Genomic DNA, 19,639 nt, shown 5'->3' with positions numbered 1-19,639 from the left:
GGACACATGACGACCGAGAACATCCGCACGTACGACGTCATAGTGATCGGCGCGGGTCCGGTCGGCGAGAACGTCGCGGACCGTACCACCGCCGCGGGCCTGAGCACCGTCCTCGTGGAGAGCGAACTGGCGGGCGGCGAGTGCTCGTACTGGGCCTGCGAACCCAGCAAGGCCCTGCTGCGCCCCGTCCTGCTTCGCGCCGACGCCATGCACGTCCCAGGTCTCGACCCCGGCGTCAAGAACCCGCTGGACGTCGAGGCCGTCCTGGCGCACCGCAACCGCATGTCCACCGACTGGAACGACGAGGGCCAGGTCGAGTGGATCAAGTCGGCCGGCATCGACCTGCTGCGGGGCCACGGACGGCTGGCGGGGGAGCGCGAGGTGTCCGTGGAGACGCCCGAGGGCGACACCGTCCGCCTGCGGGCCCGGCACGCCGTCGCCGTGTGCACCGGCAGCCGCGCGGACCTGCCCCCGCTGCCCGAGATCGAGAACCTTCGGCCCTGGACCAGCCGGGAGGCGACCAGCGCCCAGCAGCCGCCGCGGCGCCTCGTGATCGTCGGCGCCGGTGTGGTGGGCGTCGAGATGGCCACCGCCTGGCAGGCCTTGGGCAGCCGGGTGACCCTGCTCGCCCGGGGGGACAGGCTGCTGCCCCGGCTGGAGCCCTTCGCGGGCGAGCTGGTCACCGAGCGCCTGCGGGAGGCCGGTGCGGACGTACGGTTCGGCATCTCCGTCGTCGGCGCGGCGAGGGTGGACGACGGAGAGGTCCGTGTCACTCTGTCGGACGGCGGTGAGATCACCGCCGACGAGATCCTCTTCGCCACCGGCCGCGCCCCGCGTTCGGAGGACATCGGGCTCGACACCGTGGGACTGAAGCCGGGTGACTGGCTCGCCGCCGACGACAGTCTCACCGTCACCGCCGTCCCCGGGGACTGGCTGTACGCCGTCGGCGACGTCAATCGTCGGGCCCTGTTCACCCACCAGGGGAAGTACCAGGCGCGCATCGCCGGTGCCGTGATCGCCTGCCGGGCCCGAGGTGAGCGGCTGGACACCGGCCGCTGGGCTCCGCACAGCGGTACGGCCGACATCGAGGCCGTCCCCGGCGTCGTGTTCACCGACCCCGAGGTCGCCTCTGTGGGCCTGACCGTCAGCCAGGCCGAGCGCACCGGTCGGGGCGTCGAGGTCGTCGACTACGAGATCGGTCACCTCGCGGGCGCCGTCCAGTACCGGCCCGACTACCGGGGCCGGGCCCGGATCCTCATCGACCGGGACCGCCAGGTCGTCGTCGGCGCCACCTTCGTCGGACCGGGCGTCGGCGAGCTGCTGTACTCGGCCACCGTCGCCGTCGCCGGGGAAGTGCCGCTCGAGCGTCTCTGGCACGCCGTACCCGCCTTCCCCACCATCAGCGAGGTGTGGCTGCGCCTGTTGGAGACGAGGCGGGACTCATGACCACCGCACGGGACCTCGCGCTCATCACTCTGGGCATGCCGACCGACCTGCCCGTGGCGCAGGGCGACCTGTCCCTCGCGCTCGCGGGGGCCGAGGCGGTCGATCTCCTGGAGAACGGGGCGCTGAGCCTGGACGGCGACCGCATGGTGCCCGGCCCTCGGGTGGCGACGGGTGACCGTCTGCTGGACCAGGCGGACGCCTCGCTCACCCGGCGGGAGCCGTACGAGACGGTCGACGACTGGCTGTGGCGCCGCGGCAGCGAGCTCGCCGCGGCCTACGTCGACGACCTGGAGCGGGCCGGGCTGGTCACCCACCCACGGGGCCACGGGTTTTGGCTGGGGTCCGCGCGGCCCGTCCTGGCCGATTCGCAGGCGCGCCGTGGTGCGGAGGAACGCGGGTTGTCCGGCGACCCCGTCCTCGCCGCTCTGCTGGCAGCCGCAGGGATCGGGGCGGACCCGGCCGAGGCCTACGAGAGCCTCGACGCGGACGCGGTCACGACGGTGCTGGCCGCGGTCGGCGGCGCGGTGACGCAGCTGGAGGCCGTACGTCTGCGGCATGACATCGAGAACGCCGCGTTCGACAACGTGTGGCGGGGATAGGTCGCAGCAGCGGGGGTGCGCCGACGGGTGTCGTCACATCGGTGAGTGGGGTGTTCACACCTACGTTAAGACGGGGTGGCAACTCCGGGTGAACCTTCTCCCCCTGGAGGTCCGTGGAGGTAAGGGGGAACAGAGGAAGCCCGGGCGGGATCTTTCCGTCCGTCGGCTCCGTCGTGAGGAGGATGCCCGCTCGTGAAGATCGGTATCGGGCTCGAAGGCCTCGACCGTCGCCCGTACGGCACCGACTCGACGAACTCATGCTCAGCCCGACCGCTGACGACCTCGACCAGGTGGCACGGCTTCTGTAAGGAGGAACCCTGGGCACACACCCTGAGGTGCCTCACCCGTCCCGCGTGGCGGGCTGTGTCGCACGAGGTGCAGAGCAGTGCCTGGCTGCGGACCACTGCCCGCGGGACGAGCGCAGGTGTCAGTCGGAGCTGTCCGCCTCGCCCCGCTTCACCAGGGTGTACATGACGGAACGCTGCTGCTTGTGACGCCTGATACGTCCCTTGGCGACCAGGGATTCGATGGTGTTCCGCACCACCTGCGGTGTGGGGTTGCGGTCCGGGTGTTTCTCGAGGAGTTCGTCCCGCAACTCCTTCGCCAGACGCGGCTCGTCGTACTGGCCGAGCAGGTCCGCCAGCAGGTCACCGAGCAGAGGCCGGCGCGACTTCCCCTTCGCGCCGGCCTTCGCCGTCTGGCTGGCCGGAGTGGTCTTGGCCGATGTGGTCTTGGCCGATGTGGAGCGCCGCGCAGCAACTCCGGCGGGGGCCTGCTTCGCCTTTGCGGCGACGGGCTTGTCCTGCAACTGCTCGGGCAGACGGGACGCGTCCGCGAAACCCTCGTACCGCTCGGCGAGGTTGAGGATGTCCGACAGGAGGGCTTCCTCCTGCTTCAACACCGTGATCCTCTCCGCCAGCTCCCGCTGTTGCTGGCGGTTCTCCTCCAGGTCCGACGCGGCTTGTGCTACGTACCGCGATCGGAGCGTGGAGGCTGATTGGCTGGTCACACCGTTCACTCCCTTGCTATGGATGACGTTGCGCATGGTACCCACGCCGAGGGTCCCGTGCGGATAAGTGTCAGCGCCAGATGGTCCGTCTGGCATGCCCACTCTTCACGATAGGCGCTGATGTGCCTGCGCATATAGGAAGTGTGTGCCCTCTTCGACCTCCCGAGGGTTCGGCGACATCACTCGCACGAGCTTCCCGCCCCGTACATACTGCTCGGTAAGTATGTCGTCGAACCGCCGCCCTGACGACCCTTGGTGGACCGTTGTATGCGCCGGCCGGGGGACGAGTGCGGGTGTCGGCCGCCCCTCGGATCCGAGGTCCGTCCACCTGGCGGCGGCGTGCTCGCGGGCCGTCAGAGCAGCCTCCTTGGCCGACCGTGGTGCACAGGCCCGTGGCCGGGCAGGACGAGACCCGCGTCCAGCCTCTCGATCACGGCCAGGGAGTCGCCGCGGCAGGGCGGGTGGTAGGCGCAGTGGCCCTTGGTGTGCCACGGTGTGTGCACGGGCACGGGCACGGGCGCACCGGGCAGGTCCGGTGCTCCCGGTGCGGGGAACCCTGGTGCATGAGGACGGGCACGTCATACGCGGCGCGCAGGTGTTCGGCCGCGTCGATGTGGTCATTGTGCGCATGCGTGACCAGGACGGCGGCCACGGACCCTGCGTTCAGCCCGACCGCCTCCGGCGAGGCCGGCACGGCGTCTGGGTCTGTCCTGGTATTGCCCGCTCCCGCATTCCTGTAGCGGGAGCGGGCAATACACGTGTCGCCATGAGGGCGAGTGAACGGCGTCCACTGGCTCCATCCGCACGGCGCGCAGCGGCGGGGCGCGGCCGGCCGGCAGGCCCATGAGAGCGTCGGCCACCGGGGCGCCCAGGGCGAGCCACAGTTCCGGCACGGAGGTCCACTGCCCCGACGTCCGCCACGTACACCCTGACGTCCGCGCACACCCGGCGAGGAACTCCCCGCCTGTGGCGCGCTCTGGGTGCCTCCCCGGCCGACGGCACCTGACCCGCGCGGCTACCCCGCCACCCGGACCACCGACTTGCCCGGGCCGGGAGCCCCCAGGCCGGCGTAGGCGGTCCGGAAGGCGATCGGGAACCCACCCGCCTCCTCGTCCGTCATGGCCGAGGGCGCCCGGACGGCCGACACCTCACGCAGATATGTGTACTGCGCGTATCCGCCCCACCCCTCCAGGAACCAGGTGATTTCCGTGGAGCGGTTGCCGGGCGCGAACCGTGAGCCCGGCGGTACGGCGACAACCTCCCCTGTGGCCTCCTCGCCCGCCCGAAGGGGGATCACCGAGCAGTGGGAAGCGCCCCGTGGCCCTCAACAGGTCGGGAAATCCGGTGCCCGCCGTGCGCACCCGGATCAGCACCTGGCCGGGTTTCGGCTCCTCCCAGGTCATGTCCTGCAGCCGGACCGCCTCACGCGGCGTGCCGAAGCGCTCGACGCGCCAGGCTTTTCCCGAGAACATCCCCTGAACACAGGGACAGGTGAATCCGCCATGGTCAGCGGTCCGCGTCCGTCGTGATCAGCCGGGCCAGTTCCTCGGGCACGGACAGGAAGGGCGAGTGGCCGGCCGCGATCCGGTACGACCGCTCCGAGCGGGCCGCCATCTGCTCCTGGAACCCGGGATCCACTGCCCGGTCCTGCTCGCAGACGATGTACGCGGCTGGCACGGCCTTCCAGGCGGCCGTGGTCAGGGGCTCGCTGAAGGACTTCACGGTCTGCAGCACCAGCCGGTCGACGGCTTGCCGCGCGACATCGTCCGGGACGTCCGCGTACAGGTGGCTCCCGGGGTCCTCGTGGGCCGGCAGGGTGCCGGTCTTGCCGCTGGGCAGCGCGCCGCCGCTCAGCCCCGAGAGGGACTCCCCCTCCTCCAGTTGGAACGCGGAGAGGTAGATCAGACGGGACACGTTGGGAGCGGCGGCCTCGGTCGCGGGCAGCCCGCCGTAGGAGTGTGCGAGGACCGTCACCGGCCCGTCGAGGCCGGCCAGCTTCTCGCGGATGACGCGGGCGTCGTCGTACATTCCGGCGGTGTTGTCCGGGTCGGCCGACGCGCTCGGCAGGTCGACGGTCTCCACCCGCCAGCCGAGCGCGGTGAGTTCGGGAGCCAGCAGCTCCCAGCACCAGGAGCCGTGCCAGGCACCGTGGATGAGCAGGATGACGGGGTCGTTGTGCGCTGCGCTGGTCATGCGGGGCAGGACTTTCTCGAAGCGAACCATGGGTCCGGTGGTGGGCGGATGCCTCGGCCGAGGGGGCCGGGCGGAAGACATGTGCTCCTGATATGGGGTCACATATGAAGGGGCATATGTCCCGCTCGACCCTCGCCAGCCTAGGGACCATGCCGAGCGGCGGCCATGCTCGGGCGTCCGGCGGACTTGCGTGAGCGTTCTGCACCGCGAGAGTTGTCGATCCCTCGGGCTCTGCCTGAGGGACGTCGATGCGCCGCTGTATGTTGAAGGCGCCGCAGGTTCTGTCAGCCCTGTGCAGCCGCGGGGCCAGGACATGCCGGGCGGCCCGGAAAGGAAGCCGCGTGGACCCCTTGGAAGACGTCCTCGCGCTGTTGGACACCCGCGGTCACCTCTCCGCCGGCCTGGTGGCGGGCGGTGACTGGGCCGTGGAATTCCCGCCGCCTCCAGGTGTGAAGTTCAACGCCGTGCGGCGCGGAAGGTGTCTTCTGGAGGTCGACGGGGTGCCGGCGTCCATCGCGTTGTCGGAGGGCGACTGTTTCCTCCTGACCCGCAGACGTGGCTTCACGCTCCGCAGCGGCCCGCAAGTGCCGGCTGTCGCGGCGGGTCCTCTCTTCGCGCGGGCCGATGCGAGGGTGGCCCGGGCCGGCGGCGGCGACGAGGTGCATCTTCTCGGCGGTCGCTTCTCCTTCGGCGCCCGGGCCCAGGGGCTGCTGCTGGACGGCCTTCCGCCGGTCATCCACCTGCCGGCCGGTACGGGCCGGGCACAGACGGTGCGCTGGGTGCTCGACGCGATCGACGAGGAACTACGGCACCGGCGGATGGGAGCCACCCTGGTCGCGGAGCACCTCGCGATCGTCATGCTCGTGCACGTTCTGCGCTCCCATCTGGAGAGCGAGGCCGGCACCGGCCCTGGCTGGCTCGCGGGCCTGGCCGACCCTGCGGTCGCCGCGGCGCTGGCCTGCGTACACCGGGATCCGGCGCACCCATGGACCGTCGCCGAACTGGCCCGGGCGGGATCGGTCTCCCGCACCGTGCTCGCCACACGGTTCAAGAAGGTGGTCGGCCAGGCGCCGCACGAGTACCTAACGGCGTGGCGGATCGAACTCGCGGCCAAGCAGCTGCGCAAGGGGGAGGGGACCGTAGCCTCCATCGCGCAAGCGGTTGGCTACAGTTCCGACAGCGCCCTGAGCACCGCGTTCAAACGTGTCATGGGGACGTCACCCCGGCATTACCGGGAACACCCGGAGTCCGCGGACGTGGCGCAGATACGCTGACACATGTCTCTGGTGATACGTTCCGTGATCGGCCAGTCCGAGTGACCCACGTGTTTCTCCCTGCACGGGTGTGAAGGCTGCACGCGCGCACGGGAGGGGCATCTCTCTTCGTTCCACCGGAGACGCCATTCTTCGGCGGCTTGCGGAACTTGTTCATCAACATTCCCCCAGCGCGCATGACGGACCGGCGCCCCTCAAAGACCTCTGCGCCGACTGACCCCCGCGCTCGCCGGGGCCATGCGCCGCTCAGGTCAGGAGGTCAGCGTGCGGTCACGGCGGGCGCGGACTTCTTGCGCGCGCGGTACGCGGCGGCCTTGATCTTGTTGCCGCAGGACTCCATGCCACACCACTGGCGCCGCATGCCCCGGGAGCGGTCGATGTAGACCCGGGTGCACTCGGGGTTGCCGCATTCCTTCATCAAGGGGACGTCCGGGCCGCTGAGCAGTTCCACGGCCTGCCGGGCGACGGTCGCCAGCGCCTGCTCGGGCGTCGCGTCGGTGTGCCGTCCGGCCACGGTGAGCTGCGGCGTCGCGGGGGGCTTGCGCGCGGCGGCGTTGAGTACGGCGAGCGCTTCGCGGTTGAACTCCTCGCCGAGACGGCGGTCCGTGACGAGATGGTAAATGGCCTCGCGCACGGTCGTGGCCTCTCGGACGTCGTCCTCCTCGCCGGGAGTGATCGTGTCCACCAGCCCGGACTCCAGGTACCAGGCATTCAGCCGCTCCGGCGTCACGAACATCTCGAACCGGGTCGAGCGTCGGGCCCGGAGGGTGGCCGCGAAGTCGAGGGCCGGGTGCCCGCATACGAATACATGGTCAAGATTCACATCACCATCTTGACAGGTGACTCCTGTCGAGCGCAAGAAGCGTCACCGTTCCAGGCGGTGCTTCCGCGCGACAGCGTGAGCGAGATCGTACGGCACCTCGCGCGGTCCGCGCCGGTCAGGACCGTAGACGGGCGCGGACCGCGAGCGGGCCCGGCTCAGGACCCGGAGCAGGCCGGTGCCGCCTCCTCTTCCCGCCGGTCGCGTCCCGGTTCCAGACGGAGTTCGCGGCCCTGCCACCGCCGGCGCAGCCAGCGGTCGTGGCTCGCCACGACGATCGCGCCGGGGCCGGGACCCAGTGCGGCCTCCAGTTCGTCGCACAGGGTAGGGGCGAGGTGGTTGGTGGGCTCGTCGAGCAGCAGCAGCTGGGGCGGGCGGGCCACCAGGAGGGCCAGCGCGAGCCGCCGGCGCTGCCCCACGGACAGCTGCCCGACCGGCTTGTCCAGGTCCGTCTCGTGCATCAGGCCGAGCGAGCCGAGCGGCACCTTCTCGGCCCGCTGCGCGCCCAGTGACTGCTCGTAGGTGTCCCGGACGGTGCGACCGGGCCGCACGAACACGGTGTCGTGGGTGAGCAGCCCCACCGTCAGCCTGCGCCGCCGGTGCACCTCGCCCTCGGCCGGGAGACGTCCGGCGAGCACGGCGAGCAGCGTGGACTTGCCCGCCCCGTTGCCGCCCGTGATCAGCAGCCTGTCCGTCGCCGACACCTCCAGGCCGTCCAGCGCGAGCCGGCCGGGCACCCGCACGCCGTGCAGGGACACCAGGGGCCGCGAGCCCTCCTCGGCACGCGCGGCCAGGTCCCCGGCCGCGAACCGCAGCGGGCGCGGTGGCTCGGCGAGCTGGGTGCGCTCCAGTTCCTCCAGCCGCCGGGTGGCGTTGCGGACCCGGCGGGAGATCTGGCTCTGCACCCGGCCGGCCCGGTGGCCGTAGCCCATCTTCTCGTTGTCGGTGCGGCCCCGATGCGGCGCGACCCGTTGCGCGGTCACCCCCGCCGCGTGCCGTAGTTCCGCCAGTTCCTCCTGTTCCTCGGCGTACCGCCGCTCCCAGCGTTCCCGCTCGGCGCGCTTCTTCGACAGGCAGGCGCTGTAGTTTCCGCCGTAGCGGACCGGGCCGTCCACCGCCGGGTCGAGGTCGATCAGGTCGGTGGAGACGGCGTCGAGGAACGCCCGGTCGTGGCTGGCCGCGACCACGGTCCCGGGCAGGCCGCGGATCTGCTCCTCCAGGAAGACGGCGGCGCCGTCGTCGAGGTGGTTGGTCGGCTCGTCGAGCAGCAGCGCCGACGGCCGCCGGACGAGCAGTGCGGCCAGGGCCAGCCGCCCGCGCTGTCCGCCGGACAGCGAACCGAGCGTGCGGTCGTGTCCGAACGCGCCGAGACCCAGGCCGTCCAGCACCAGGGCCGCACGACGGTCGGCGTCCCAGGACTCCCGGTCCTGCGCCTGCTCGAGCCGCCTTCCGTAGGCGTCGAGGAGCTTCCGGTGACCTGGGTCGTCCTCCGGGGCGCGGGCGAGTTCCTCGCCGAGCCGGTCCAGCTCGGCGAGGTCCTCGCGGGCCTCACGCAGCGCCTCGTCCAGCACCGCGGCGATGGTCGAGTCGGCGTCGTACGGCATCTCCTGGTGGAGGAAGCCGAGGTCGCCCGGGCGGGTGACGCTTCCCGCGTCGGGTTCGTCCACGCCGGCGAGCACGCGCAGCAGGGTGGACTTGCCGACGCCGTTCTCCCCGATCAGGCCGATGCGGTGGCCGGGGGAGGCGGTCAGGGAGATGCCGTCGAGGACGCGACGGCCGCCCAGGTCGCGGACGAGGTCGTGGGCGAGCAGAGCGGGCTGAGGCATGGAGAACCGTCCAACGTGATCGGTGTTCGGTCCGCGGGGCGTGCTGCCTCGGACGCGGACCACTGCGCACGCCGACAGCTCACACCGCGGGGGCTCCCGTCTCCGTGAGCGTTCCGTCGGCCAGCCGCAGCCAGCGGTTCACCCCGATCTCGGTGAGGAACCGCTCGTCGTGGCTGACCACCATGAAGGCGCCCTGGTAGGAGTTGAGTGCGCTCTCCAGCTGGCCCGCGCTGATGAGGTCGAGGTTGTTGGTCGGCTCGTCGAGCAGCAGCAGATGCGGGGCCGGTTCGGCGCACAGGACGCAGGCCAGAGTGGCGCGCAGCCGTTCGCCGCCGGAGAGCACCCCGACGGGCAGGTGCGCCCGCGCGCCCCGGAAGAGGAAGCGGGCGAGCAGATTCATCCGCTCCGCCTCGGGCCGCTCGGGGGCGAAAGCGGCGAAGTTCTCCGCCACGGTGCGGTCCAGGTCCAGCAGGTCCAAGCGCTGCGAGAGATAGGCGACCCGGCCTTCGTTGCGCTTGATCTCCCCGCCGTCCGGGGCGAGTTCGCCGGTGAGCAGACGCATCAGGGTGGTCTTTCCGGCGCCGTTGGGACCGGTCAGCGCGATGCGCTCGGGGCCACGGACGGTCAGGTCGACACCGCCCGCGGCGAACACGGCCTTGCCCCCGAGGTGGACCTGCATCCCTTCGCCGAGGAAGAGGTTGCGCCCGGTGGGCACCTGGGTGTCGGGCAGGTCCAGGGAGATGCGCTGCTCGTCGCGCAGCGCGCGTCCGGCCTCGTCGAGGCGGGCCTTTGCCTCGCTGACCCGGGACGCGTGCAGCTGGCCGGCCCGGCCCGCGGACTCCTGCGCGCCGCGCTTCATGGTGCCGGCGAAGATGCGGGGCAGGCCGGCGTTCTTGAGGTTGCGGGCGGCGTTGCTCTGGCGGCGCTCGGCACGTTCGCGGGCCTGCTGCATCTCCCGCTTCTCACGCTTCAGCTCCTGCTCGGCGTTGCGGACGTTCTTCTCGGCGACCTCCTGCTCGGCGCGCACGGCCTCTTCGTACTCGGTGAAGTTGCCGCCGTAGAAACGCAGTTCGTCGCTGCTCAGCTCGGCGATGCGTTCCATGCGGTCGAGCAGCGCCCGGTCGTGGCTGACCAGCAGCAGACAGCCGGTGAAGTCCGACAGCACGTCGTAGAGCTTGTGCCGGGCCTGAAGGTCGAGGTTGTTGGTGGGCTCGTCGAGCAGCAGCACGTCCGGACGCCTGAGCAGCTGGGCGGCGAGGCCGAGCGAGACGACCTGGCCGCCGCTGAGCGTGCTCAGGCTGCGGTCCAGGGTGAGGTCGGCAAGGCCCAGGCGGTCGAGCTGGGCGCGGGTGCGCTCCTCGATGTCCCAGTCGTCGCCGATGGTGGTGAAGTGCTCCTCGCTGACGTCCCCGGACTCCACGGCGTCCAGGGCCCGGATCACCGCGGCGACGCCGAGCACCTCGGCGACCGTGAGGTTCCCGGTCAGCGGGAGGCTCTGCGGGAGGTAGCCGAGTGTGCCGCCGACGGACACCGAGCCGGTGGCGGGCTTCAGCTCATCGGCGATCAGCTTGAGCAGGGTGCTCTTGCCGGAGCCGTTGGGGGCGACCAGGCCTGTGCGGCCGCTGGTCACGGCGAAGGACAGGTTCGAGCAGACGATGGCGGCGTCGGACATGGAGGCGACCTCGAAGGGACTGAGGGCAGAGCTTGGGCCCCTGCCCTGTGCAGACGTGGGAAAAGGGGACGACGAAACGGACCACCTCGGCAGCGCTCCTGAGCGCCGGCCTGTGGCCGTCAGATCCGGATCTCATCCGGAGATGTCGTCTTCACCCACCACGTCTGCGACTCCTCGCTACACGGTCTACGTCGCTCACAGCCTAACACCCGGCGTCTTCGTCCTTCGCCGTCTGGCTCATACGTGTGTCGTCATGCCGTCAACGGCTTCTTGTTGACAGTACCGAGACCTCATGCAAGCATCGTCACCGGTTTAAACGGTGACGATATCGTGCGAGGTAGAGCTCACACGTGTCCGAAGGAGCACACACCATGGCAGAAAAGCCGAAGCCGCGAGCCGGAGGCGCACCGGTGGGTCGGCGGGCGATGCTCGGCATGCTCGGCGCGGGTGCGGCGGGGCTCGCCGCCGCACCCTGTCTCCAGCGCGGCTGGGAGGGATTCCTCGGTGCCGCCTCTCAGATCGACCCCTCGGGCTTGACCGGTCTGCTGCCCAATCCGGGCGGCTTCCGGTACTACAGCGTCGTCGGCTCGGTGCCGCACAAGGACGAGACGAACTACGAACTCACGGTCGGCGGACTGGTGGAGTCGCCGAAGACCTACACGCTCGACGCGTTGCGCGCGATGCCGCAGACCCGGGTCGTCCACGACGTCGTATGCACCGACGGATGGCGCGTGGAGAACACGCCCTTCGAGGGAGTGAAGCTGGCGGACATCCTTGACGACGCTGGGGTGCGTCCCTCGGGCGCGGCGATTCGGTTCACCTGCTTCGACGGCGCCTACAGCGAGAGTGTCACGCTGGAACAGGCGCGCCGCTCGGACGTCCTGGTGGCGCTGAACATGCAGGACAAGCCCATCACTCACGAGCACGGCGGACCGGTACGCCTCTACGTAGCCCCCATGTACTTCTACAAGTCGGCCAAGTGGCTGTCCGGCATCTCGGTCACCGACAAGGTCGTTCCCGGCTACTGGGAGGAGCGCGGTTATGCGGTCGACGGCTGGCTCGACGACGCCGACCGGCACAGCGACGCGGCCTGAACACGAGGGCCGGGTGCGCCGCTTCGGCACCGCCGAGCGCATGGTCCACCGGGCCACGGGCTACTTGATGCTGCTGTGCCTGGTCTCCGCCGCCTGCCTCTACCTCGGGCCGCTGGCCCAGCTCGTCGGACGGCGGCACCTGATGGTCACGGTCCACGAGTGGTCCGGCATCTCGCTGCCCCTGCCCTCCCTGCTCGGGCTCTTCTCTCCGGCCTTCCGTGCGGACCTGCACAGGCTGAACCGCTTCGCGGTGTACGACCGGCAGTGGCTGCGCGCCGTCCGCAGGCGCCGTACCTCGCCCGAGGCCCGCCCGGCCGGCAAGTTCAATGCGGGCCAGAAGCTCTACGCGGGCTGGATCGCCGGCGCCGTGCCGGTGATGATGTTCACCGGCCTGCTGATGTGGTTCATGGGGCTGCTGCCCTTCATCTCCCGCACCAGTGCGATCTTCGTCCATGACCTCCTGGCCTGGGCGATCACCTTCGTCGTGCTCGGACACATGCGCATGGCGTTCGGGGATCCCGAGGCGAGGCTGGGGATGCGCACCGGATATGTCAGCCGGTCGTGGGCGCAGCGGCACCACTCGCGTTGGCTGAAGGAAGAGCGGGCGAGTGACGTGTCCGAGCAAACGGACAAAGTTTGATGTATCCCTCAGGCGAGGACAGTCTGCCCTCTTGAGGCACCGGCCCGGAACGTCTGCCCTCTCACCGCCGAGGGTGGCACATGGGCGGAGCGCGGCCGCGGTCTGTACCTGGTTGACGCGCTGGCGCGCACTGGAACGCCTCTCCGAGCGGCCGGGCAGGGCCGTCTGGCTGGAGATGGACATCCCCGAGGCGGAGCGGCGGACCGTCGAATGACCTAACACGTCCGTCATGGGGCTCGGTCACTGCTCCTGGATGTGGACCGTCAACTGACTGTTGTCGGGACATGTGGCGCGTGGCCAGAGTGGGACCGGGTCGAGGATGACCGGCCCACTGGATCACCGGGATTCAATCCATGTTGCTTCGTCACCTGCTTAACAGGTGATAGTGTCTGGATCAGTCTTCGGCGAGCAGTGGCTGCCTCGGCTCGCACACACGAGCCACGGAGACATACGTGCGGACGTCGTCCGCGGTGAACCCTTCGCTCCACCCACTCCGGCTCATGTGACGTGCCTATGTGTCGCCGTGGCCAGGCGCACACCTCCTTCTTCGATGGGAAAGCAATGAGACGACTTCTGACTGTCCTCGCGGCCGGTGTGCCGCTGGCTGCGGCGGTGTACCTGCCGACCGCCTCGGCGGAGCCCGAGAACGGTTCCGCCTCCGCGTCGTTCGCCTGCGCGGCGCCGTCCGTGAAGGCCCCGGCCGGCACCGAGGTGGAGTCCGTGACGGCGGTGCGCCAGGCGGGCGGCACCATCATCGGTACCGGGGCCCTGGGCGGTTCGGTCTCCGGCGTCCCGGCCTACTGCGAGGTGACGGTCACCCTCACCCACCCGGGCGACGACGACCACGCCGAGGTGCGGACCTGGCTGCCCGTCAGCGGCTGGAACGGCCGCTTCCAGGCGATCGGCGGCGCCGCCTACCTGGCCGGCGACAACGGCGTCGGTCTGGGCACCGCGGTCAAGAACGGCTACGCCGCCGTCAGCACCGACGCCGGCGTCAAAGACGTCCTCGACACCGACTGGGCGCTGAACAGCAACGGCCAGGTCAACAATGCGCTGCTGAAGAACTTCGCCTCCCGCTCCCAGCACGAGGCCGCGGTTGTCGGCAAGGAGGTCGTCGACGGGGTCTACGGCAAGGGCCCCGCCTACTCCTACTTCAACGGCTGCTCCACCGGAGGTCGCCAGGGCTACATGGAGGCCCAGCGCTACCCCGACGACTACGACGGCATCCTCGCCAACGCTCCCGCCGTCAACTGGGACGAGTTCGAGGTCGCCACCCTGTGGCCGCAGGTGGTCATGAACAACGAGAAGACCTACCCGTCGAAGTGTGAGTTCGACGCCTTCACCAACGCCGCAGTCAAGGCCTGCGACTCGCTCGACGGCGTCAAGGACGGTCTGGTCAACGACCTGTCCCGCTGCGACTTCGACCCGCGCACGCTGATCGGCACCAAGGTCGTGTGCGACGGCAAGGAATTGACCATCACGGCGGCCGACGCGGCCGTGGTGCGCAAGATCTGGGACGGTCCGCGTACCGCCTCAGGCAAGAAGCTGTGGTCCGGCGTCCCGGTCGGAGCCGACCTCTCGGCCCTCGCCGGCCTCACCGAGCCCGACGCCGACGGCAACGTCGCGGGCGCGCCGTTCCCGGTGCCCGCCGCCTGGGTCAAGCTCTGGGTGGCGAAGGACCCGTCCCTCGACATCTCGAAGATCACCTACAGCCGGTTCACGCAGCTGTTCAAGCAGTCCCAGGCCGAGTACGACAAGGTCATCGGCACGGACGACCCGGACCTGTCCGGCTTCCGCAGGTCGGGCGGGAAGCTGCTGACCTGGCACGGCCTGGCCGACCAGTACATCCCCACCCAGGGCACCGTGCAGTACCGCGAGCGGGTCGAGCGGGAGATGGGCGGCGCCAAGCGGGTCGACGACTTCTACCGTCTCTTCCTCGCCCCGGGCACCGTCCACTGCGGCCTGAACAAGGGTGACGGCACGACCGACGACCTCGGCGCCCTGACCACCTGGGTCGAGCATGGCAAGGCGCCCACGACCCTGCCCGCCACCCTGACCAACGCCTCCCAGCAGAGCGTCAACCGCGACCTGTGCAGCTACCCGCAGGTGTCCCGCTACAAGGGCCGCGGCGACCCCGCCGTCGCCTCCAGCTTCCGGTGCGTCTCCCCGTCCTGGCACTGACCGGGCCGACGCCGACCCCCTGACCTGAGAAAGGCCGAACTCACATGAGCATGCAGACATCGACGCCGGCGCATCCGGCGGCCGCGGCGGACGAGCGCTCCTCCCTGCTGAGGCTGTACCTGGGCCGCGGTGTCCTGGCCGTGGCGTGGGCCCTGGCGTTCGCCGGAGCCCACGAGGACGTCGACGCCGTGGCAATCACACTGCTGGTCGTCTACCCGCTGATCGACGCGGTGTCCTCACTGATCGACTACCGGGCCCTCCCGGCCGGATCGGAGCGCCGGGTCACGGCGTTCAACGGGGTGCTGAGCACGCTCGCCGCCATCGTGGTCGGTGTCGCCGGGGCCGGTGGCGTGGCGCCGGTGCTCCATGTGTTCGGCACCTGGGCCGTCGTCTCCGGGGCGGTCCAGGTGGCCGTCGGCCTCCGTCGGCGCGGCCCCGAGCTGGGCAAGCAGTGGCCGATGCTGATCGCGGGTGGGCTGTCCTTCCTCGTCGGCATCATCTACAACATCCAGGCCGCGGGCGACGATCCCTCGCTCGACGTGCTCTCGGTCTACGCCACGGGCGGCGGGGTGTTCTTCATCGTCCAGGCGGGCCTGCTGGGCTGGAAGGCCCGCCAGCTGCGCACGCGGACCGTTTGACAGCCGTATCCCTTCTGTTCCGTCCCGGCCAGCGCCCCACGGCGAGGGCCGGGACGTTTCTCGTGCGGGGTCGTCCTTCCCGGAACTGAAGCGAGGTGTCTGTCGTCAGCCGACGCGATAGCGCACCGGAAGGGACAGCACGCCGCGGATGATGCCGGAGCCGATCCACGCCAAGGAGTCCGCCGGGGCGGCGAGTTCCAGTTCGAGTACGCGGGAGAGCAGGGTGCGCAGGGCGATGCTCGTCTTCTCCAGGCGGGCGAGTGGGGCGCCCAGGCAGTAGTGGATGCCGTGCCCGAAGGCCAGATGAAGGGCGCCCGGCCGGGTCACGTCGAGAACGGCCGGGTCGTCGTCCTAGGCCTGCGGGGCGTCGCGTCCCGCCGCACCGAGAGCGACGACGACCATGCTGCCCCTGGGAATCGGCACCCCGCCCAGTTCGACGTCCTCGGCCGCGTAGCGGCTGGTGGAGCGCTCGACGGAGGTGTCGTGGCGCAGCAACTCCTCCACCGCGCCGGGCATCAGCTCGGGCCGCTCGCGCAACAGCCCCAGCTGCTCGGGGTGTTGCAGCAGGGCCACCACGGCGTCGCCCAACAGGTGCACGGTGCTCTCGTGACCGGCGACGATCAGCATCATGGCCGTGCCCACCAGTTCCTCCTCGGTCAGCCGGCCGTCCTCCTCGTCGCGTACGGCGACCAGGGCGGACAGCAGGTCGTCCTGGGGGCGGCGGCGTTTGTCCGCGACAAGATCGGCCAGCAGCCCGTGCAGACCGGCCAGTGCCGGGCGGTGCTCGGGCGAGGCCACCCGGAGCGCATGGGCCGACCAGCGGCGGACGTCCAGGTGGTGCTCCTCGGGGATGTCGAGGAGTTCGGCGATGACCGTGGCCGGCAGTGGTGCGTGGAACACCTCGACGAGGTCGGCCTCGCCCGCCGGCGGCAGCGCGTCGATCAGGTCGTGGGCGATCTGCTCGATGCGCGGCGCCAGTTCAGCCGTACGGCGTGGAGTGAAGGCGGCCGAGGCCGGTCGGCGCAGACGGGTGTGCGCGGGCGAGTCGGCCTCCATCATCCGCGCGCCGAGCCCGACCGGGGGTTTGTGGAGGACGTAGCCGGCGGCGGCCAGGGCATCGGCGGCGGGCGTGGCGTGCTTGAGCAGGGCGGGGTGGGTCGGCGTCTCCCGGGCCAGGTCGTGGCCGACGATCACCCAGCCCTTCAGTCCGAGGTGGAACTCGGCCGGATGGATGGGCCCGAACCCCCGCAGCCGGGCGTACCGCGCGGGAGCGTCCGCCTTGAAGGCGGGATCGATGACCACTTGGCCGTCCTGGTCCGGGCATCCCTCATGGGGGTTCAAGACGTGTCTCTCCCGTTCCGGCGGTCAGGTCGTCGCCATGAGAACGAGCCGCGTGCCGTGAGGGTTCAGCCGGCGGACCCGCGCACGGACACGTTTGAGGGGCATGCGCGGTGCGCATGCCCCTCAAACGCCGGAGAACTCAGTTGTCACTGTTGAAGATGGTCAGCACGCGCAGCACCTCCAGGTAGATCCACACCAGCGTCATGGTGAGACCGAAGGCGGCCAGCCACGCCTCCTCGCGCGGGGCACCGTGGGCGACGGCGTCCTCGACCTGCTTGAAGTCCAGGGCGAGGAAGGCCGCGCCGAGCAGGATGCCGATGACGCCGAAGAGGATGCCGAGGCCGCCGCTGTTGAAGCCGAGGCCGTTTCCCGCGCCGAAGGCGGAGAAGAGGAGGTCGGCGACCAGCAGCAGGAGAAAGCCGGTCGCTGCGGCGGCGACGAACCCGGTGAACCTCTGAGTCACGCGGATCCAGCGCATCCGGTATGCGACGAGCACGCCCGCGGACACCGCGAAGGTGCCGAGCACCGCCTGCACGACCACACCCGGCGCGATGTAGGTCGAGATCGTGCTGGAGAGCACGCCGAGGAAGACACCCTCGAACGCCGCGTACCCGAGGATCAGCGCCGGGGACGGTGTCCGCTTGAAGGCCTGGACCATCGACAGGACGAAGGCGACGAGAGCCGCGCCCATGGCGATTCCGTAGGACCGGCCGATGTTCGCCTCGTCGACGGGCAGCGCGAGCCAGGACAGCACCGCCGCCAGGGCCACGGTGCCGAGCATCGTCCCGGTGCGGACGATGACGTCGTCCATCGTCACCGCGGTCCCGTCGGTCCGGGGCGACGTGTCGGCACCGGGGACGTAGGGGTTGGTCGCGTAGTCGTCCGTCGACCGGCCTCCGACCGTGGCACCCACCGGCCGGTGCGCGTAGGCGTCGGCCGGGCCGGCGTCGCGGGCGGCACCCCAGCGGGAAAAGATCGGGTTGCTGGTTCTCACGTCATTCCTCCTCGTCCGCCGCACACTCGCGGCCTGCGGCAAAGCGTTGTCATCGGATGCCCGGGATGGCATACGTGTGGCACTGGCCATGTATCGGGCCGACGACGGCAACCCAGTTCGTCACCACTCTGACAGGTGACGAAATGAGAAGCAAGTCATCCGTACGTCCGTCCGGTGGCGGTCATTCGGACGGTGCCCCCGGGCCGTCCAGCAGCTCCACGAGGAAGTTCTCCCAGTCCAGACCGTCCATCTCCGCCTCGGCCGAGGTGACCCGGTAGGTCGCGTCGAGCCACTCCGCCAGCGGCGCGACGGGCACCTCGAACAGAGCCTCCACCTCCTGCGATTCGAGAAGCAGCCAGGACGAGGGCCGCTCCCTGGGCAGCGCCGGCCACATCCGTACGTCGCCGCAGCCGCTCATCGACGTCAGCCCGCGATGCAGGAGTTCGCGGCCGATGCGCCAGATGAGACTCGGTCCTCGTTCCGCCAGGAACTCGACCGTGATCACCGCGGGCATGTCCGGGTCGAAACGGAACTCCGCACGTATCGGCAGCGGGGTGAACTCATCAACCATCTGGTCGAGGTCCAGGAACAGCGAAGGTATGAGCTCGGGCGCCGAACGCGCCTGCAGGGGTAACTGATCGCGATGCATGACGGGAGTTCCCCTCCGTGGGACGAAGTCTGTGCCAACAACTCTTCGCCGGGAACGGAAACCGCACATCGGTCACTTGACGGTCCAAGGCCGGCCTGGAGCGGGGAGGCCGACGGGGCGCTGATGACGGTGCGCGTCGCTTCTGGGAGGCGCCGAACGGACCGCGCGGCGCGTGACGTAAGTCAATTGGTTGCGGAGGCCGCGAGTCGGCGGGCGGGATGAGCCGTCCGGCCGAGACCCACTGTGCGTGCATCTTTTCAACCCCGCCGTCGACAAGCTCACCGACTTCTTCATTGCCCGCCTGGTCAAGTGATCGACACAGCACCACAGCCGACCGCACCGGCGTGCACGGCGATATGACGAAGGGGCCGACAGCTCACGCTGCCGGCCCCTCATCGTGTGAGCCGCGCCGCACCGTTGGCCCTGCGGATCAGGGGCCGGTGGTGCGTCACTTCGCCTGTAGGGGCCCCGCGAAGGACTTGCGCAGCGACGCGGGAGCGGCCAGGGGAAGGAGCGCGGCGAGCATCTTGCCCTTGACCGTGCTCGGCTGCCGCGTCAGCTCGACGTCGACGCGGGTGCCGTCGTCTTCCGGGGTCATCCGGAAGACCCAGCCGCCGCCGGCTCCGAAGAGCTTGGAGTCGAGCGTGGTGATGGTGACCGTGTCACCGGCCGGCTCCCACTCGTAGCGTGCGCGCTCCCAGGCCGCGGCCGTCCCCTCGGTGACCTCGGCCCAGGTGTCACCGAGTTCGTGGACCTCGAAGTGTGCGGTGTCGATCGTGGGCCAGGCCTCGGCGCGTGAGGGGCTGAAGTCGGTCAGCACCTCCAGCACGTCCTTCGGGCCGAGCTTGGAGACGAGATGGAACCGCACGACTGCCATGGGATGTCCTCACCGAGAAGTAACCGTTCTGACCGGTGACGAGAGATTCTCACGGCATCTCGTCACCTGTCAAGACGGTTACTCTCAAGGGTGTTCGGCCACCTGCCAGGAGGATCAGGTGAGGCATGTGTTTCCGTGCGGGACGCTCACGCTCGGCTTCGTGGACACCCTGAAGGCGGCGGGCGCCGGTTCCGATCGGACGGATGGCCCGTTGCTCAAGCGTGTGCTCAGGAGGGTGCCGGACAGGCATCTGCCCGCTTCAGGCGCCCTCCTTCTCTACTTAGAAGAAGCCCAGCTTCTTCGGCGAGTACGACACCAGCAGACTCTTGGTCTGCTGGTGGTACGGAGGCACTCAAGAACACCGAAGGCGCCGCAGGCCTGAACAT

At 70.1% G+C, this 19,639-nt stretch carries 19 protein-coding genes; 7 read left to right on the top strand and 12 right to left on the bottom strand.

Going from position 1 to position 19,639, the window contains the following annotated elements:
* The first annotated feature begins 6 nt into the window (after positions 1 to 6).
* Both FNV62_RS03440 and FNV62_RS03435 read left to right on the top strand, forming a co-directional pair.
* Positions 7 to 1,446 (top strand): dihydrolipoyl dehydrogenase family protein, encoded by a 1,440-nt coding sequence (locus FNV62_RS03440; RefSeq protein WP_144314649.1) that lies wholly within the window; start codon positions 7 to 9, stop codon positions 1,444 to 1,446.
* The gene (locus FNV62_RS03435; protein WP_144314648.1) at positions 1,443 to 2,045 is read left to right on the top strand and encodes a GOLPH3/VPS74 family protein; all 603 of its coding nucleotides are present in this window, start codon (positions 1,443 to 1,445) and stop codon (positions 2,043 to 2,045) included. Before FNV62_RS03440 ends, FNV62_RS03435 begins: the two co-directional genes overlap by 4 nt.
* A 427-nt stretch (positions 2,046 to 2,472) precedes the next feature.
* Here the strand turns inward: FNV62_RS03435 and FNV62_RS03430 are convergent, their stop codons facing one another.
* The 4 genes from FNV62_RS03430 to FNV62_RS03415 form a co-directional block, all read right to left on the bottom strand.
* The gene (locus FNV62_RS03430) at positions 2,473 to 3,054 is read right to left on the bottom strand and encodes a hypothetical protein (protein ID WP_144314647.1); all 582 of its coding nucleotides are present in this window, start codon (positions 3,052 to 3,054) and stop codon (positions 2,473 to 2,475) included.
* A 430-nt stretch (positions 3,055 to 3,484) separates the two neighbouring features.
* Positions 3,485 to 3,706 carry an MBL fold metallo-hydrolase gene (locus FNV62_RS55280; RefSeq protein WP_413083911.1) on the bottom strand — a complete coding sequence of 74 codons (222 nt, stop codon included), beginning with the start codon at positions 3,704 to 3,706 and terminating at the stop codon, positions 3,485 to 3,487.
* 363 nt (positions 3,707 to 4,069) lie between these two features.
* Positions 4,070 to 4,351 carry a hypothetical protein gene (locus tag FNV62_RS03420; protein ID WP_143654207.1) on the bottom strand — a complete coding sequence of 94 codons (282 nt, stop codon included), beginning with the start codon at positions 4,349 to 4,351 and terminating at the stop codon, positions 4,070 to 4,072.
* A gap of 209 nt (positions 4,352 to 4,560) precedes the next feature.
* Entirely contained in the window at positions 4,561 to 5,247 is a 687-nt protein-coding gene (locus tag FNV62_RS03415) for an alpha/beta fold hydrolase (protein WP_144314646.1), read from the bottom strand.
* A gap of 341 nt (positions 5,248 to 5,588) precedes the next feature.
* Here FNV62_RS03415 and FNV62_RS03410 point away from each other — a divergent pair, with 341 nt between their 5' ends.
* On the top strand, positions 5,589 to 6,521 hold the full coding sequence (locus FNV62_RS03410) for an AraC family transcriptional regulator (protein ID WP_144314645.1): 933 nt from the start codon (positions 5,589 to 5,591) through the stop codon (positions 6,519 to 6,521).
* A gap of 259 nt (positions 6,522 to 6,780) precedes the next feature.
* On the opposite strand, the gene FNV62_RS03405 is transcribed toward FNV62_RS03410, so the two are convergent.
* The 3 genes from FNV62_RS03405 to abc-f form a co-directional block, all read right to left on the bottom strand.
* Positions 6,781 to 7,344 carry a CGNR zinc finger domain-containing protein gene (locus FNV62_RS03405; RefSeq protein ID WP_060898356.1) on the bottom strand — a complete coding sequence of 188 codons (564 nt, stop codon included), beginning with the start codon at positions 7,342 to 7,344 and terminating at the stop codon, positions 6,781 to 6,783.
* Positions 7,345 to 7,499: 155 nt separating this feature from the next.
* The gene (locus FNV62_RS03400; protein WP_144314644.1) at positions 7,500 to 9,167 is read right to left on the bottom strand and encodes an ABC-F family ATP-binding cassette domain-containing protein; all 1,668 of its coding nucleotides are present in this window, start codon (positions 9,165 to 9,167) and stop codon (positions 7,500 to 7,502) included.
* Between the two features lie 79 nt (positions 9,168 to 9,246).
* Entirely contained in the window at positions 9,247 to 10,839 is a 1,593-nt protein-coding gene (gene abc-f / locus FNV62_RS03395) for a ribosomal protection-like ABC-F family protein (RefSeq protein ID WP_144314643.1), read from the bottom strand.
* A 425-nt stretch (positions 10,840 to 11,264) separates the two neighbouring features.
* Here abc-f and FNV62_RS03390 point away from each other — a divergent pair, with 425 nt between their 5' ends.
* From FNV62_RS03390 to FNV62_RS03370, 4 genes are all read left to right on the top strand, one after another.
* Positions 11,265 to 11,933 (top strand): molybdopterin-dependent oxidoreductase, encoded by a 669-nt coding sequence (locus tag FNV62_RS03390; protein WP_097282500.1) that lies wholly within the window; start codon positions 11,265 to 11,267, stop codon positions 11,931 to 11,933.
* The gene (locus tag FNV62_RS03385; RefSeq protein WP_143599864.1) at positions 11,881 to 12,573 is read left to right on the top strand and encodes a cytochrome b/b6 domain-containing protein; all 693 of its coding nucleotides are present in this window, start codon (positions 11,881 to 11,883) and stop codon (positions 12,571 to 12,573) included. Before FNV62_RS03390 ends, FNV62_RS03385 begins: the two co-directional genes overlap by 53 nt.
* A gap of 561 nt (positions 12,574 to 13,134) precedes the next feature.
* A complete protein-coding gene (locus tag FNV62_RS03375; protein WP_144314642.1) occupies positions 13,135 to 14,754 on the top strand; it encodes a tannase/feruloyl esterase family alpha/beta hydrolase in 1,620 nt (539 codons plus the stop codon).
* A gap of 44 nt (positions 14,755 to 14,798) precedes the next feature.
* A complete protein-coding gene (locus FNV62_RS03370; RefSeq protein WP_144314641.1) occupies positions 14,799 to 15,392 on the top strand; it encodes a DUF308 domain-containing protein in 594 nt (197 codons plus the stop codon).
* A gap of 105 nt (positions 15,393 to 15,497) precedes the next feature.
* Here the strand turns inward: FNV62_RS03370 and FNV62_RS55275 are convergent, their stop codons facing one another.
* From FNV62_RS55275 to FNV62_RS03350, 5 genes are all read right to left on the bottom strand, one after another.
* On the bottom strand, positions 15,498 to 15,719 hold the full coding sequence (locus tag FNV62_RS55275; RefSeq protein WP_225900120.1) for a cytochrome P450: 222 nt from the start codon (positions 15,717 to 15,719) through the stop codon (positions 15,498 to 15,500).
* Between the two features lie 24 nt (positions 15,720 to 15,743).
* Entirely contained in the window at positions 15,744 to 16,733 is a 990-nt protein-coding gene (locus FNV62_RS03365) for a cytochrome P450 (protein WP_225900119.1), read from the bottom strand.
* Between the two features lie 139 nt (positions 16,734 to 16,872).
* A complete protein-coding gene (locus tag FNV62_RS03360) occupies positions 16,873 to 17,727 on the bottom strand; it encodes a Bax inhibitor-1/YccA family membrane protein (protein WP_144314640.1) in 855 nt (284 codons plus the stop codon).
* 181 nt (positions 17,728 to 17,908) lie between these two features.
* The gene (locus tag FNV62_RS03355) at positions 17,909 to 18,376 is read right to left on the bottom strand and encodes an SsgA family sporulation/cell division regulator (protein ID WP_144314639.1); all 468 of its coding nucleotides are present in this window, start codon (positions 18,374 to 18,376) and stop codon (positions 17,909 to 17,911) included.
* Positions 18,377 to 18,824: 448 nt separating this feature from the next.
* Positions 18,825 to 19,253 (bottom strand): hypothetical protein, encoded by a 429-nt coding sequence (locus FNV62_RS03350; RefSeq protein WP_144314638.1) that lies wholly within the window; start codon positions 19,251 to 19,253, stop codon positions 18,825 to 18,827.
* Between the last annotated feature and the right edge of the window lie 386 nt (positions 19,254 to 19,639).

Source organism: Streptomyces sp. RLB3-17 (assembly GCF_007113425.2).
GTDB lineage: Bacteria > Actinomycetota > Actinomycetes > Streptomycetales > Streptomycetaceae > Streptomyces > Streptomyces mirabilis_D.
This window is presented reverse-complemented; position numbering and strand designations above follow the sequence as displayed.